The 15829-nt window shown below is 71.8% G+C and carries 9 protein-coding genes; 6 read left to right on the plus strand and 3 right to left on the minus strand.

What is annotated here, in order from left to right; all coding sequences use genetic code 11:
* Nucleotides 1-214 precede the first annotated feature (214 nt).
* Together QF037_RS02730 and QF037_RS02735 are read left to right on the plus strand one after the other, a co-directional pair.
* Nucleotides 215-1639, plus strand: coding sequence for a tetratricopeptide repeat protein (locus tag QF037_RS02730; protein ID WP_307021421.1), 1425 nt, complete (start codon nt 215-217; stop codon nt 1637-1639).
* Nucleotides 1636-3486, plus strand: coding sequence for a serine/threonine-protein kinase (locus QF037_RS02735; protein ID WP_307021423.1), 1851 nt, complete (start codon nt 1636-1638; stop codon nt 3484-3486). The genes QF037_RS02730 and QF037_RS02735 overlap by 4 nt, the downstream gene beginning before the upstream one ends.
* 80 nt (nt 3487-3566) lie before the next feature.
* Here the strand turns inward: QF037_RS02735 and QF037_RS02740 are convergent, their stop codons facing one another.
* Entirely contained in the window at nt 3567-4130 is a 564-nt protein-coding gene (locus QF037_RS02740; protein ID WP_307021425.1) for a hypothetical protein, read from the minus strand.
* Between the two features lie 34 nt (nt 4131-4164).
* Nucleotides 4165-4617, minus strand: coding sequence for a hypothetical protein (locus QF037_RS02745; protein ID WP_307021428.1), 453 nt, complete (start codon nt 4615-4617; stop codon nt 4165-4167).
* Nucleotides 4618-5063: 446 nt separating this feature from the next.
* Between QF037_RS02745 and QF037_RS02750 the strand changes: the two genes are divergently transcribed.
* The 3 genes from QF037_RS02750 to QF037_RS02760 all read left to right on the plus strand — a co-directional run bounded on the left by QF037_RS02750 (nt 5064) and on the right by QF037_RS02760 (nt 12209).
* Complete coding sequence (locus QF037_RS02750; protein WP_307021430.1) at nt 5064-8840, plus strand: nSTAND1 domain-containing NTPase; 3777 nt, start codon at nt 5064-5066, stop codon at nt 8838-8840.
* A gap of 157 nt (nt 8841-8997) precedes the next feature.
* Nucleotides 8998-10443, plus strand: a complete 1446-nt coding sequence (locus QF037_RS02755; RefSeq protein ID WP_307021431.1) for a polysaccharide deacetylase family protein — start codon at nt 8998-9000, stop codon at nt 10441-10443.
* A 77-nt stretch (nt 10444-10520) separates the two neighbouring features.
* Complete coding sequence (locus QF037_RS02760; RefSeq protein ID WP_307021433.1) at nt 10521-12209, plus strand: rhamnogalacturonan lyase B N-terminal domain-containing protein; 1689 nt, start codon at nt 10521-10523, stop codon at nt 12207-12209.
* Nucleotides 12210-12712: 503 nt separating this feature from the next.
* Here QF037_RS02760 and QF037_RS02765 read toward each other — a convergent pair.
* Complete coding sequence (locus QF037_RS02765; RefSeq protein ID WP_307021435.1) at nt 12713-13249, minus strand: hypothetical protein; 537 nt, start codon at nt 13247-13249, stop codon at nt 12713-12715.
* Between QF037_RS02765 and QF037_RS02770 the strand changes: the two genes are divergently transcribed.
* Nucleotides 13134-15707 carry a S8 family serine peptidase gene (locus QF037_RS02770; RefSeq protein WP_307036948.1) on the plus strand — a complete coding sequence of 858 codons (2574 nt, stop codon included), beginning with the start codon at nt 13134-13136 and terminating at the stop codon, nt 15705-15707. The genes QF037_RS02765 and QF037_RS02770 overlap by 116 nt on opposite strands.
* Nucleotides 15708-15829 lie beyond the last annotated feature (122 nt).

The following is a 15829-nucleotide window of genomic DNA, read 5'->3' on the forward strand; positions in this document are numbered from 1 at the left end:
CCCCGCCCCTCGCCCCACCGCCAATGGTCCTGCCAGACCACGGAGTGTACTCAGCACGCACCTGGCGGTGATCCCTTTCACCGGACTTCGCGCGGACCCGCCCAGATCCCCCACAGCACGGCCAGTTCACGGTCCGCCCGGGACCCCTCCCGGGAACGGCGCCGCACCATGCGGGCACCGGACCTGTTCGTGATCGAGACCGGGGGAGATCAAGATGAGCGACCCGACGTACGCCCTGCCCACCATGCCGAGTGCCGCGCCCGACGAGCCCAGGGCACCCGACCCGGTGGCCGTCGCCCTGGGCAATGCCTCGCTGCTCGGCGTCGGCTATCTGATGCTGCGGCGACGCCGGCTCGCCCTCGCCGCCGTGGCCGGCAGCGCCGTACTCGTCCTCAGGCTCGTCACGACCGCCTCGCCGTCGTACGAGGTGGCCGTGCTCGTATGGTGGGCGGCCGTGGTCGTCCACGGGTGGTTCCTGGCGCGCGGAGGCGGCGGCCGGGGCACCACGCGCAGACAGCGCCTGGTCGCGCTCGGCATCACGCTGCCGGTGCTGCTGGTGGTGGGGCTGTTGCGCTTCGACGCGTTCAGGATCGGCCGGAGCGTCACCGAGGCACGCGAAAGCGGCGACTGCGCACGGGTGTCGACCGCCCAGGACAGCGTGTGGATCGGGCACCGCGTCGCCGACGCCCCGCTCACCGCCCGCGGGGACGAGGCCGTAGCGGCGTGCGACCGGCTGCGGACGGCCCGGGCCGAGCTGAGCACGGCGCTGACCGGGAACACCGAGGCCCTGGCGGACGGCTTCGGCACACTCGCCTCGGTGCTGGCAAAGGGCGGCAACGACAAGGCGGTCGAAGCGACCTTGAACGGATTCCTCGGCAGGCTGCCCGCCAAGAACCCCTGCGACACCGCCGCCGTCACCGACTGGCTCAGCGACCGGGGCCGCAGCCACGACGTACTGGACCGGGCCGCCGACACGGCCGCGCTGACCGCGCCCGCGGCACTCGTCGGATGCGGTGACGACCTCCTGGCGGACGACAGTTGGGAGGAGGCGCGCACGTACTACGAGCGGCTGCTCGACCGGTATCCCGGCAGCGGCCTCGCGGACCGGGCCCGGAAGGGAGCCAGGAAGGCCACCCTGAGCATCGAGTTGGCGAACGTCAGCAACCTGCTCTCCGGAGAGACCGGCACACAACCCGAGTACTGCGCCGCCCCGGCGAAGTACAGCGGCGCCAAGCCCATGGGCAAGGGCACCAATCCCGCGCTGTTCTACGCCTCCGACGAGGACGGCACCGCCTCCGGCTACCCGAAGCAGTTCCCCGGCTCCTGGAAGGCGGACGATGCCGCCGACGCGGTGCTGGTGGTCTGCATGGGCGAGGACACCTTCGGGGATTCCGTCGAGACCTGCCCGTACCGGAGCGAGTCCTCCGGTGCCGTCGGGGACGTGAGCTTCCACAAGATCGAGATCCCGGTGAAGGTCTACGAGCTGCGCACCGGCAGGCTGGTCGCCGACCGCAAGATCCAGATCAGCGGTACAAGCTGCCCCTCGACCATCTTCACCGCGGAGAGCACGGTCTCGATGTACGTCGACCCGTCCAAGTCCGATGTGCGGTCCGCCTTCCGCCCGCTGGTCGTCCGGTGAGCGGCGGCGCGGACCGTGGCTTCGGCCGGGTCATCGCCGGACGGTACCGGCTCCAGGAGCGGCTGGGTTCCGGCGGTGGCGGACACGTGTGGCTGGCCGAGGACGAGGACCTCAAGGTCCGGGTGGCGGTCAAGGAGATCGCCGTTCCGCACGAGTCGGACGGACCCGGCGACGACCCCGTCCACCGCGGGCGCAGGGAGGCGCTGAAGGCGGCGCAGCTGCGCGAGCACCCGAACGTGATCACCGTGTACGACGTGGTGGAGGACGACGACCGCCCGTGGATCGTGATGGAGTACCTGCCCGGCACCCGGGATCTGCGGGCCGTGGTGGAGGACCGCGGGCCGCTGCCGAGCGAGGATGTGGCCGGGATCGGGGCGGCCACCCTCGACGCGCTGTCCGCCGGGCACCGGCTCGGCATCATCCACCGGGACGTGAAGCCCTCCAACGTCCTGTTGGCGCCGGACCCGTCCGGCGCCGCCGATCGACGGGTCCTGCTCACGGACTACGGCATCTCGCTGTGGCCCCGGGAGACCCGGGTCACCCGGAGCGGCATGGTGGTGGGCACCCCGGGCTACCTGGCGCCGGAACGACTGTCCGGCGGCGAAGCGACGGAAGCGACCGACCTGTTCTCGATCGGTGCCACTCTCTACTTCGCCGTCGAGGGCGCCTCCCCCTTCGAGCGGGACACGCTCGACGCCTCCCTCATGGCGGCGCTGACCGCGGAACCCGCCGTACCGCAGCGGGCGAGCGACCCGCTGATGCGCGTGATCATGGGACTGCTGGCCAAGGATCCGGCGGAGCGTATGCGGGTGGAGCGAGCGCGTGAGCTTCTCGCGGAGGCCGGGGGAACCGGGACCCCTCGTACGCCGCTGCCCCCGCTTCCCGGAACCGCCCGGGAGAGGACCGGTTCCAGCGCCGGTTCCACCGCCGCGGCCGGCTCCAGGAGCGCGTCGGGGAGCGTCTCGGGCGCTGCTCGCCGGGCGCCCGGCCTGCGAACGTCCGTACTGCTGACGCTCGTTGCCGTACTGGTGGGGGGCGGCGGATTCGCTCTGGGCGCCGCCACGTACCCGGCGGAGAAGGCCGGGGTGAAGGGGCCGGAGGCCGGCACGAAGGTGGTCGCGAGCCCTTCCCCGACCGTGACCCGGAACACGTACCCGTACGGCCGGCGGGCGGGGCTGCGCGAGGAGCTCACACCGGGACGGTGCGTCGACGCCGACGGGAAGGACGGGCAGTTCAAGGAGCTGCGCAAGGTGAAGCTCGTCGACTGCTACGACGACAATCCCGACGGCCAGGTCATCACGACCGTCGCAGCCGGCGGCGCGCGGGCGGTGCGGGACGAGTGCACCCGGCGCACCGCCAAGCTGCGGGCGACCATGGCCGACCCGGTGCTGTACGTCCTCACGCCCGGGACCGGGCAGAGCGAGCCGCCGCCCTCGGCCTGCCTGCTCTTCCTGAAGAACGCCACCGCGGGCGGCCCGCTCGGCGACTTCCGCAAGTTCGGCAACGAGGTGTACGTCACGCAACTGGGCCCGGGTGACTGCATCGACACGCGGGAGGACGAGGACGACACGTCCACCGAGACCCTGGTGGACTGCGGCGGACCGCACGACCAGCAGATGGTGGGCTGGACCCGGGCCTCGGGCGACGGCTCGGCGGACAGTGTCGACGCGGGAGACCTCTGCGACGAGAAGTACGGCGTCAACTGGGCCCGTGGCCAGGGACACGAGATGTGGGGCTGGTACTCCTCGGACGAGGAGTGGGACGCCGGGTTCCGGTGGGTGCTGTGCGGCGTGGCCCGGGAGGACGGGAAGAAACTCCCCGGAGGAACGCTGAAGTCGGCGTACTGACTTGCCCGCAGGGACACCGTCGCCATCGACGCCGCGTGACGGGGCACGGGGCCGGAACTCTTCCAACCGGCCCCGACCGCTCAAGGCTGCTGCCCGACATCCTTCACCGAGGTCGGCCCCAATTGCTTGGCGCTGGCGTACTCCGGCATCGTCATGGGCTTGTCGAACAGGAAGAACGACTGGTTCGTGCCGACCGTGAACTCCATGTACGCGCCCGTCGTGGCATCGAAACCGTAGTAAGCGTTGCAGGTGGAACCCGACGTGTACGTGCCGTCCATGCCGGGCTGTGCGAGGACCGCGACGCCGTTGGAGGAGGACTCCACCCTCTCCGTCGGAGTGAGCATCTTGCAGCGCGGCACCGGCAGGCCCTTCATGATGAAGTACCCGTACTCGCCATTGGCGTTCTGAATGTAGACGTACGAGAGTTTGCCCCGCTTCCCCCACGTCTTGATCCACTGGTTGATCGCTTCGCGGGTCGGCGAGTACTCCATGCGGCCCGCCGGCTGCTGGGCCACGAGGTGGTCGTAGTTGTCCTGCTTGGCCTTGTTCTCCTTGTCCTGGCCGGAGTCGGTGCAGGACGTCAGGGCAAGGCCCACAACGAGCGCGGCAACGGTGGCCGGGGCCATGCGTGCGAACTTCTTCATGCGGTGCTGCCCTCTTCCCGGGAGGAGACGGGGATCAGTCGGTACACGTGGTGCGCTCGGCGGTGGCATCCAGCCGGTACGGCAGATCCTTGTCGCGGAAGGGTGCGCGGTGCTCCTGGGCGGCCTTCGAGTTGTAGGTATTGACCGACTCGATCCGCGTGGCCTTCAGCGCGGTGATCGACTGGTCGATCTGCGTCGTGCGAGTTTCCGAAGCGACCTCCCGTTCCTCCTGGAGCGCCTGGATCGTCCCTTCGGCGTTCTGCACGGCCTCGCACAGATCGAAGAACTCCTCGTACGTGGTCTGACGGAACTCGCCCGAGCCGACGGTGTTCTCGCGCTTGTCCGCCTCACCGCGGAACGGGGCGGTGATCCACTCCGCACCGCCGAAGGCGAACACCCCGATCACGTACAACACCGCCAGGCCGACGACCCCGCTGACGGCCCAAGCCGCCAACCGTGCACCCTCGCGTACCTGCCCCACGGTCATCCCCCTTCGCCGGTATCTCCAGCACGCACCGCATCCGTAATGAAGACCGGCTTGCGCGTCCCGGACTCGAATCGTTGGTTGCACGCGAGGCACTTGACTCCGGTGGAGGCCGGTCGTGGGTGCTGCCCGCAGTTGATGTCGGATGCTAGGACGAGCGTCCGGGACCGGTCCCCGATCCGCTCCATGTGATCTCGCAAACCAGTGCGGGGACCGGCATCCACGTGCAGTCGCGACGCCCTCCTCAGTCGACCTACGCGTCGACGAGCCCCGAGCACGGGAAGGGCGGCGCGGTCACGGCACTCGTCCACCTCACGGCGTCGGGCCACGGCGTGCCCTACAGGGCGAACCCGTGGCCAGCCTCACAGGGGCCAGGATTGCGAGGGAATCGGAAAAAAACGTACCTTGACCGCCTGCTGTCCGGGTTCATCAGGTGAAAGGTACTTCCGGTGGGACGTCGCGAAAAGCCGGTCGACCCGGACGCCGGTCCCGTACAACGGCTCGCGCACGACCTCCGTGTCCTGCGGGAGAAGGCGGGGAAGCCGCCGTACAGGGAGATGGCCGAGCGGTCGGGATACTCGCTCACCGCGATGTCCCAGGCGGCGGCCGGAGATCGGCTGCCCTCACCGGCGGTGGTGCGGGCGTACGCCGAGGCGCTGGATGCCGACCCGGACGAATGGGAACGGCGCTGGCGGGAGGCGGACGCCGAGGTCCGGGCGCCCACGCCGGACGAGAGGCCGCCGTACCGGGGACTGGCCCGCTTCGAGCCGAACGACAGCGACCTGTTCTTCGGCCGGGAGGCTCTCGTCACCGACCTGATGGAGTTGGTGCGCGAGCACCGGTTCGCGGCGGTGTTCGGGGCATCCGGCAGTGGCAAGTCCTCGCTGCTGCGGGCCGGGCTGATTCCGAGACTGCGGCAGGCGGAAGGTGCCGAGCGGCCGGCGGTGATCCGTGTGCTCACCCCCGGTGAGCGGCCGGCCCGCACGCACGAGAAGGCGTTCCTCCCCCGTGACGGCGACGGGGAGACCTGGCTGATCGTCGATCAGTTCGAGGAGCTGTTCACCCTGTGCCACGACCGTGCGGAACGGGACCGGTTCCTGGATCTGCTGCTCACGGCCCGCAGGCCGGAGAGCCGACTGCGCGTGCTGGTCGCGGTCCGCGGCGACTTCTACGGCCACTGCGCCGATCACCGTGAGCTGGCGGAGACCGTCTGCCGGGCCGCTCTGCTGGTCGGGCCGATGAGCCGGGACGAGCTGCGCGAGGTGATCACCGGCCCGGCCGCCTCCGTCGGCCTGAACGTGGAGCGCGCTCTCACCGCCCGCGTCCTCGACGAGGTCGGGGACCAGCCGGGCGCGCTGCCCATGCTCTCCCACGCGCTACTGGAGACCTGGCACCGCCGCCGCGGTCGGTTGCTGACCCTGGCTGCCTACGAGGAGACGGGCGGCGCACGCGGCGCGATCTCCGCCACCGCGGAGGAGGCGTACGGGGGGCTGTCGGCGGAGCAGGGCAGGGCTGCCCGGCGCATCCTGCTGCGGCTCATCACGCCCGGCGACAGCACGGCCGACACCCGTCGTCCGGCGTCCCGCGCCGAGCTGGGCAACGGTGTGCACGACGTACTGGAACGTCTCGTCGCCGCCCGTCTGGTCACCCTGGACGGCGACACGGTGGAACTGGCGCACGAGGCGCTGATCACCGGCTGGCCGCGGCTGGCCGGCTGGATCGAGGAGGGCCGGGAGCGGCTGCGCGAGCAGCGTCGGCTCGGTGAGGCGGCGCACGGCTGGGAGGAGCTGGCACACGACCCCGGCGCACTGTACCGGGGCACGCGGCTGGCCCGGGCCGAGGAACTGTTCGCCCGGCAGGAGAACGACGACCAGCGGGGGCGAGAAGACGATCTGACCGGGCTGGAACGAGCCTTCCTCACCGCTTCCCTCGCCGCCCGGGACGCCGAGCGGGAGGCCGCGACCCGCTCCGCGCGGCGGACACGTTCCCTGACCGTCGGCCTGTCCGTGTTCCTCGTGCTGGCGCTGGCCGCCGGCCTGGTCGCCTGGCAGCGCAATGAGGTGAGCCAGGAGGAGGCCGCCAAGGCCACCGCCCGCCGCCTGGCCACCGTGGCCGGCAGTCTGCGCTCCACCGATCCCCGTACCGCCGCCCTGCTCGGGGTGGCGGCATGGAAGACCGCCCCGCTCACCGAGTCCCGCTCAGCGCTGCTGGGTGCCCTGGCGCAGCCGGAACGGGACGCCTTCACCGATCCCCAGGCGGGCAAGGGCGTCCGGCGTTTCCTCTCCGACGGCGGCCGGACGCTGGTCAGCGTCGAGGGCTCCGCGGTGACCGCCCGAAACGTGTCCGACCACAAGGTCACCGCCGCTTACCGCCTGCCGAGCGGCACCGAGGTGGGCGACGTCGGGCCCGGCTCCCGGTACCTCGACGTCATCGGGCCGGACGCGGGCGAGAAGTTGTGGAACCTTCCGCGGGGCAGGTCCGAAGCCGAACTGGGCGACGCGTCGCTGCAGGGCAGCGCGCCCGACGGGAGCGCTTATCTCGTCGCGCCGCCGGACGGTCCGGGCACATTCCGGCTACGCCGGACGAACGACGGCAAGGTCCTCTTCACCATCCACCTCGGGCGCCCGCTCGCCTCGGCGGCCGTCGGCCCCGGTGGACGCCTGCTCGCCCTCTGTCCCGCCGAAGGGCCGCTCCAGCTGTGGGACACCGCCGGCCGCAAGCGGCTGCCGGGGGCCTGGGAGAAGGCGGACAGGACCGTGTGCGGCACCGGCTCCGGCGCGGACGGCGGCGCACGCCTGCTGCGGTTCAGCGCGGACGGCAGACGGCTGGCCGCCGCCTCCGGCACCAGGGCCCTGGCCTGGGACATCCGCAGCGGACGCACGCTCGCCGACTTCGCCGGTGACGGGATCACCGGCTTCACCCAGGCCGCTCTCTCGCGCGACGGCGAGTTCCTCGCCACGGCGGACGACCACGAACTCGCCGTGTGGCGACTGGCCACCGGCGGTACGCAGGTGTTCCACCGGCAGCTGTCCAAGGACGAGGCCGTCGGGCTGACCTGGGACCCGGGCACGCCTCGCCTCCTGCGCTACCTGGACGGTGCCACGGTCCACACCTTCGACCTGACCGACCGTCTCACCCCGCCATGGCAGAGCACTCCGGCCGACGCGAGCGCGCTCAGCCCGGACGGCACCGCCCTGGCCATCGTCACCGGGTCCGGCGGCGGCTACCGTTTCGAGCTGCGTTCGACGCTCCCCCACTCCCGGCTTCGCTCGAGCGGGGGAACCCCCATGGGCGCGGTCCTCGCCCGCGCAGCGCTCGGCACACTGCCGAGCTTGTCCGATACGGACGTCCCCCTGCTGGCCTTCAGCCCGGACGGGGGATCGCTGGCCGTCGCCGACACCGTGTCCTCGCACGGCTCCCTGCGGCTGCGCTTCACCGTGTGGGACGTCAGGGCGCACCGGGTGCGTACGGTCCTCGACACGTCCGGCGCCGCCGACCGCCCGGTCACCGCCCTGGCCCTGGGTCCCGGCGGCCGCACGCTGCTGGCGGCCCGCTCCGCCCCCGACGTCTACACCACGGAGGTCTGGGACACCCGCGACCACCGGCGGTCGGGGACCGTGCGCGGTCTGTCCGGGGCGGCTCTGGCCGTGCGACCCGACGGGGATCTGCTCGTGACCTCCGACGACCAGTACGCCGATCCGAGGGCCGGGAAGGTCTCCGGGCGCGCGCTCGCCGACGGCCGCCAGGTGACCGCGCTGGCGTTCAGTCCCGACGGCACCCGGCTCGCCGTCGGCGACTCCACCGGGCACGTCACCCTGTGGGACGGCGATGTCCGTCACCGTGCGGGTGCGCTGACCGGCACCTCCGACACGGCCTCCCAGGGCGAGCCGGAGGCGGTGGGGGCGCTCGCCTTCTCCTCGGACGGCGGCACGCTGGCGGTGGGCGGCGCGTACGGGACCCTGCGGCTGTGGGACACCGCGACCCAGCAGCCGCTCGGGACGGACCTGCCCACGCCCGGCGACCGGATCCGCACCCTCGCCTTCGCCGAGGACGGCGGCACGGTCTACGTCGGCGGCCCCGACGTACTGCTCCAGCGTTTCCCCATCGCCCCGGACCGGGCCGTCCGCACCATCTGCGCCCGGACCGGTGGCGGGCTGACCGAGGCGCAGTGGCGGACCTACGTCCCTGACGCGCCGTACGAGAACGTGTGCGCCAAAAGCGACTGAATCCACCGAAACCACACGAACCAACCGGGGACCGGATTGTTCAGGGTGGCCCCGCGGGTCGCTGAAAAACGCCTCCGACCTGGACGATCAGTGACCAGAACGACCGCGGCGTCCCGTCGGCGGCGTCCGCACATCCTCTCAGTCAGGTTCTGGTCTCATGCGCACTCACGTCCTCGTCCCCTCGCTCCTCCTGCTCGGCTCCCTCTCCCTCACGGCGGCCTGCTCGTCCGGATCGGACGGCTCCTCGGGTGTGGCGGGCGCCGACGGCCGACACGGATCCGCCGCCACTCCCTCACCGGTCCGCAGCATCGATCCTTCCAAGATCGAGGACCTGCGGATCGTCAGCGACAACAGCGAGCAGAGTTCCTGCCCCTTCGCCGCGAGCTATCCGGACGTGCCCGGTGCGGAGGCGATGACGGCCACGATGAAGAAGGACGTGGAGGAGCGCCTGTCCGGCTTCCGCTCGGACACGTGCGGGGGCGGTTCGGACAGCCCGGAGGGCCGCGAGCTCAACATCAGCCATCAGTTCCTGGTCGCCTCCGGCGACCTCCTCGGTGTCCGGCTCACCACGCTGGACCACGCCGCCGCCGGGTCGGGGCTGTCGAGCAGGACGTACTGGTACGACGGCCAGGCCGGCGCGTACCGCACGGCCCTCGGGCTCGTCGCCGGAAACTCCCGGGAAGCCTTCCTCGCCGCCCTGAAGGACCGGCTCAAGGGGCGCGAAGGCGTCGACACCGCTGCCCTCGACGACACCTTCTCCGACCCGGCCTCCCGCACCACCGTCCTGGACGACATGGCCTTCACCGCCGACGGCGGACTACGGGTGACCTTCGACCGCGGTGACGTGGGCGTCCCGGCGGCCGGGGCCTACACGGTGGTCCTCTCCAGGGGGACGGTCACCCCCTGGCTGTCCGCGTTCGGAAGGCGTGTCCAGCGGCAGACGGTGACGCCCAGCCGTTCGCTCGACCTGGGCGCGACCCACACCTCCACGCCGACCGCCGCCGCCCCCACCGCCTCCGGCGACGACGACACCGACTGCAAGAAGGTCACGTGCATCGCGCTGACCTTCGACGACGGTCCGGCGGCGCCGGAGACCGCGACCCTGCTGACCTACCTGGCGCAGTACAGGGCGCGCGCCACCTTCTTCACCGTCGGCCAGAACGTCGCCGCCCACCCCGACCTGGTCCGCGCCGAGGCCCGCGCGGGACACGAGGTCGGCAACCACTCCTGGAACCACCCCGATCTCACCAAGCTCACCCCCGAGCAGGTCGCCTCCCAGCTGAGCCGCACCAGCGCCGCCATCAAGGCCGCCACCGGCAAGGCCCCCACCCTCTTCCGCCCGCCCTACGGCGCCGTCAACGCCCAGGTGAAGGCCGCGACCACGCTCTCCCCCGTGCTGTGGGACGTGGACACCGAGGACTGGAAGTACCGCGACGCAGGCAAGGTCGCCCAGACCGTCATCAGCAAGGCCGGCCGCAACGATGTCGTCCTGATGCACGACATCCACCCCACCTCGGTCGCCGCGGTCCCGCAGATCCTGCGCACGCTGACCGCCCGCGGCTACCACTTCGTCACCGTCAGCCACCTGCGCGCCACTCTCTGAGCACACAACGCACTCACCCTCGTACGCCCGGCTCCCCGTACCCGGGGGGGCCGACTCTCCACCCGAACGGAACACCCATGCCCCAGCACGCCCGCCGACACCTGACCCGACGCACCGTCCTGCGCAGAACCGCCGTCGGCGGCCTCGCCCTCGCCGGGGGCGCCGCGATCGCCGGACCGCTCGTCTCGGGCGCCGACGCGGCCACCTCGGCCTTCGGCTACCGCGACGACGGGAACGCGTACGTGGTCGGTACCGGCGCCGACCTGGTCTTCAAGGTCGACCACCGCAACGGCGACCTGACCTCGCTGGTGTACAAGGGCACCGAGTACCAGGGCTACGGCGGCAAGAACTCGCACGTCGAGACGGGCCTCGGCACGTCGTCCGTGAGCATCCGCAGGACCGGCGACACGATCCTGATCACGGTCGTGCACGGCACGATGCACCACTACTACGCCGCCCGGCGCGGCGAGAACAACGTCTACATGTGGACGAACAAGGCGGACGCCTCCATCACCGCCACCCGCTACATCGTCCGCGTCCGGCCCGGTCTGTTCCCCAACAACCTCCCCGACTCCTGGGACGCCCGCACCGACACCGTGATCGAGGCACAGGACGTCCGCCGCAAGCCGAACGGCACCACCCGCTCCAAGCACTACTCCAACCAGCGCGTCATCGACTACGACCACGTCGGCTGGAGCGACGGCAAGGTCGGCATGTGGATGGTGCGCAGCAACCACGAGAAGGCGTCCGGCGGCCCCTTCTACCGCTCGCTCATGCGCCACCACTACGAGGACGGCGCCGGCCTGTACGAGATCCTCTACTACGGCGAGAACCAGACCGAGCCGATGCGCTTCGGCCTGCAGGGCCCGTACGTCCTGGCCTTCACCGACGGCGGGGCGCCTGCTGCCTCGCTGCGCCACGACCGTGTCGACACCTCCTGGGTCGACGGCCTGGGCCTGGCCGGCTGGGTCGGCCGCAGCGGTCGCGGCCGGGTCGCGGGGGTCGGCATCGCCGGGCGGGACAAGGCGTACGCCTACACCGTCGGCTTCGCCAACGCCGACGCGCAGTACTGGACCGAGGCCGACCCGGCCACCGGGCGTTTCCTGTCCCCGTACATGCTGCCCGGCACCTACACGCTCACCGTCTACAAGGAAGAACTGGCGGTGCACACCACGCGTGTCACCGTCACCGCCGGGCGGACGACCCGGCTGCACACCCTGACGATCGGCGCCGACCCGAGCAGGAACCCGGCGATCTGGCGCATCGGCGACTTCAGCGGCACACCGCGCGGCTTCAAGAACGCCTCGCTGATGACCACCATGCACCCCTCCGACGCCCGGGCCAGGCCCTGGACCGGCACCTACACCGTGGGTACCTCGCGGACCGACGACTTCCCCTGCTACCAGTGGGCGGACATCAACAACCGCCAGAAGATCCGCTTCAGGCTCACCGCCCAGCAGCTGGCCTCGGGCCACACCCTCAACATCGCCATCACCACGGCGTTCGCGAACGGCAGGCCGCGGGTCCGCGTCAACGACTGGGTCTCGGCCGTCCCCGCGCCCGCCAAGGAGCCGACGACCCGGTCACTGACCGTGGGCTCCTACCGGGGCAACAACCACACCTACAGCTACGCCGTCCCGGCCAGCGCCTGGATCAAGTCCCCGGACGCCTACCAGGAGTTGACTCTCGACATCGTCAGCGGATCCGGCGGCAGTGCCTACCTCAGCCCCGGCGTGTCGTACGACGTGATCGAGCTCCTGCCCTGAGTGACCCAGGGCGGCAGGAACTCCGCTCATCAGCACCTCTATTGACGATTCATCAGATTCTGGCACGGAGCCGGACACCGAAGGAGTATGCGTTGCTGCCCAACTCAGCCAGGTGGGGGATTCTCCCCGCCGTCGCAGGCGTGGTGACCGTCGCGGTCGCCGTGTCGGGGCCGGTCGCCGAGGCCGCCGGCCCGGCCGCGACGTCGGCCCAGCAGCATGCGGGGACAGGGAAGGAGGCGGCCAGAACGGTCACCCTCATCACCGGAGACCGGGTCACCCTGCGCACCCGGGCCGGCGGCGGCACCCCCTCCGTGTCCGTGCTGCCCGGCAAGGGCCGGGAGGGCATGGGCTTCCGCGTGGAGCACGCCCGTCGTGCCGGGAAGCAGCACATCAGCGTGGTCCCCGCCGACGCCGAACGCCTGCTGTCCGCCGGTACGTTGGACACGCGGCTGTTCGACGTCACGGAGCTGGTCCGCATCGGCCGGGACGACGCGCACTCGCGCTCACTGCCGTTGATCGTCGCCGGGCGGCGCGGCCGGGCACCCGCTCTCTCCGCCCTCACCGCTCACGGCGCCGGCCTCGGCCGCACCCTGAGCGCCCTGAACGGCAGCACGCTCACCCAGCCCAAGGACGGCACCGGCGGCCTGTGGCAGTCGCTGCTGGGGGGCGCGTTGTCCGACCGCGTCAGCAAGCTCTGGCTGGACGGCAGGGCGAAGGTCCTGGACGACGAGAGCAACAAGATCATCGGTGCCCCCACCGCCTGGAAGTCCGGTATCACCGGCAAGAACGTCCTGATCGCCGACCTGGACACCGGTATCGACGCCGGCCACCCGGACTTCAAGGGCCGGATCGCCGGCACCAAGGACTTCACCGGCACCGGCATGAAGGACGGTTTCGGCCACGGCACCCCACACCGCCTCCACCATCGCCGGCACGGGCGCGGCCTCCCACGGCACGTACGCGGGAGTCGCGCCGGGCGCCAGGCTGCTCATCGGCAAGGTCTGCGACGACAACGGCGAGTGCCCCGACAGCGAGATCATCGCCGGCATGGAGTGGGCCGCGGCCCAGCACGCCGTCGCCGTCAACCTGAGCCTCGGCGACACGGCCACCGACGGCACCGACCCGGTGTCCACCGCCCTGAACCGGATCACCGCGCAGACCGGCACCCTGTTCGTGGTGGCCGCGGGCAACGAGGGCGGACCGACGGGCAACGGCGTCGACGGCACCGTGGAGAGCCCCGGCAGCGCGGATGCCGCGTTCACCGTCGGCAGCAGCACCAAGCGCGACACCCTCAGCGACTTCTCCAGCCAGGGCCCCCGGCTCGGCGACGACGCCGTCAAACCCGACCTGGTGGCGCCGGGCGAGGACATCATCGGCGCCCGCGCCGACGGCACCAACATGGACACCCCGACGCCCAACCCGCGCTACGAGCAGGCGTCCGGCACCTCCATGGCCACCCCGCACGTCACCGGCGCGGTGGCCCTGCTCGCCCAGGCCCACCCCACCTGGAAGGCCGCCGACTTCAAGCAGGCCCTCACCTCCTCCACGCACGGCCTGAAGAACCTGACCGCCTTCCAGCAGGGCTCCGGCCGCCTCGACGTCGTGCGCGCGCTGACGCAGAAGGTGTACGCCACCTCCGGAGCCGCGAACCTGGGCCTGTTCGCCTGGCCGCACGCCGGCACCACCACCGCCCGGCAGGTCACCTACCGCAACGACGGCGACGAACCGGTCACCCTCAAGCTCGCCCTGGACGTGTACGGCCCCGGCGGCAAGCCGGCCCCGGCGGGCATCCTCTCCCTGGGCGCCACCACGCTCACCGTCCCCGCCCACGGCACCGCGACCGCGACCGTCACCGGCCGCACCACGAAGGCCCAGGTCGGCCGCTTCGGCGGCGGCGTGGTCGCCACCGCCGGGACCACCACGGTACGTACCGCGGTCGGCCTCTTCGCCGAACCCGCACGCCACACACTGACCATCACCGGCCTCAACCACGAGGGCAGGCCCGCCGCGGGCACGCTGCTGACGGTCTTCGGCCCGCGCACCGGCATCCAGCAGGAGGTCAAACTGGGCCCCGACGGCACGGTCCGGCTGCGGCTGCCCGAGGACGACTACGACATCGTCGGCCTCGACGACAGCCTCGCCAAGACCGACAGTTCCGGAACCACCACCGGCCCCCGGACCCTGCTCACCGCCACCGGCGTACGCACCGACCAGGACCGCTCCGTGACCCTCGACGGCCGCACGGCAGGCAAGGTCGGAGCCCGCACCGACCACCGGGACGCCACCGCCATCTCCACCACGGCCACCGTCGAACTGGACCCCGTGCGGGGAGACGGCGTCTACGCCCTCACCGTTGTCGCCGGACGCAAGGCCACCCTGTACGCCACCCCCACCGCACAGGCCACCGGCCACCGCGTCACCTACGCCGCCTCCACCACCCTCACGGGCGCGGACGCGGGCCACGCCTACCGCTACTCCCTGCGCACCTCCCACAACGGGGGCGTCCCCGCAGGCACCTACCCCGTCGTCCACAACCGGCAACTGGCCACCGTGCACGCCACCTACGCCTCCCAGGGCGGCAGGCGGGCGGTGGCCGTGCGCTCCGACGAGCCCTCGACCAGCGACTACCAGATGCCGTTCATTCCGACCCTGCGCACGACGCTGCCGAGCCGGGTGACCGAGTACTACTCTCCCGGACTCACCTGGACCCACACCCTGGACCTCTTCGGCAGCACGCAGAGCCTGCCCGACGGCAGCCTCCCCGACCACGACACGACCACCGCGGTCCGCCGCTACCAGGCCGGCCACACCTACCGCACCGACTGGAACCGGGCTCCTGTCGGCCCCGCCGTCTACAGCCCCACCCGGGAAGGCAACGACCTGCACCTGGACCTCGCGCCCTACGCGGCCGCCGGCACCGGGCAGCAGTCCGACGAGTCCTACGCGACCGGGGAAATGGACGGAGAGGTGGTGCTCTCGTCCGGCGGACGGGTGATCGACCGATCCAGCCCCTTCCTGGTCGACATCACCACACCCACCGCCGGCAAGCGCCGCTACACCCTCACCGCGCACACCACCCGCACGGCGGACTGGACGGCACTGGGCACCCGCTCCTCGGTCACCTGGGGCTTCACCTCCGCACGCCCACGCGGCTCGGCGTCCTCGGTCCTGCCGCTGCTCACCGTGCGCGCCGGCGGAACGGTCGACCTCACCGACGCAGCCCCCGCCGGCCGCGCCTTCCGCCTCCCCCTCACCGTGCGGCGCCCCGCGGGCGCCGAGCGGACGCCCGTGACCCGGCTGACCCTCCAGGTCTCCTACGACGACGGCCGCACCTGGAAGACCGTCCACGTCACCCGCCACGGCACCACGGCCGACGCCCTGCTCCACCACCCGGGCCACGCCGGTTACGCCTCCTTGCGCATCGCCGCCGCGGACAAGGCGGGCAACACCGTCAACCAGACCGTCATACGGGCCTACCGCATCGCCACGGCCCACTGACCCACCCTCGCCGGGCACCGGCGAAAGCTCCCGGTTCCGGACGCCCGGAGCCGGGAGCCGGGAGCTTCCAGTGGGCCGTCGGAGACGCGACGAGCACGTACGCATTGATTGCGCGACGGCCT

Origin of the sequence: Streptomyces canus (assembly GCF_030815415.1) — a bacterium.
In the GTDB taxonomy this organism is placed as follows: Bacteria; Actinomycetota; Actinomycetes; order Streptomycetales; family Streptomycetaceae; genus Streptomyces; species Streptomyces canus_F.

Bases quoted from the DNA above. Each gene is read 5' to 3' on its own strand.
- QF037_RS02730 (WP_307021421.1), top strand. From the start codon at position 215: ATGAGCGACCCGACGTACGCCCTGCCCACCATGCCGAGTGCCGCGCCC.
- QF037_RS02740 (WP_307021425.1), bottom strand. From the start codon at position 4,130: ATGAAGAAGTTCGCACGCATGGCCCCGGCCACCGTTGCCGCGCTCGTT.
- QF037_RS02745 (WP_307021428.1), bottom strand. From the start codon at position 4,617: ATGACCGTGGGGCAGGTACGCGAGGGTGCACGGTTGGCGGCTTGGGCC.
- QF037_RS02755 (WP_307021431.1), top strand. From the start codon at position 8,998: ATGCGCACTCACGTCCTCGTCCCCTCGCTCCTCCTGCTCGGCTCCCTC.
- QF037_RS02760 (WP_307021433.1), top strand. From the start codon at position 10,521: ATGCCCCAGCACGCCCGCCGACACCTGACCCGACGCACCGTCCTGCGC.
- QF037_RS02765 (WP_307021435.1), bottom strand. From the start codon at position 13,249: ATGATCTCGCTGTCGGGGCACTCGCCGTTGTCGTCGCAGACCTTGCCG.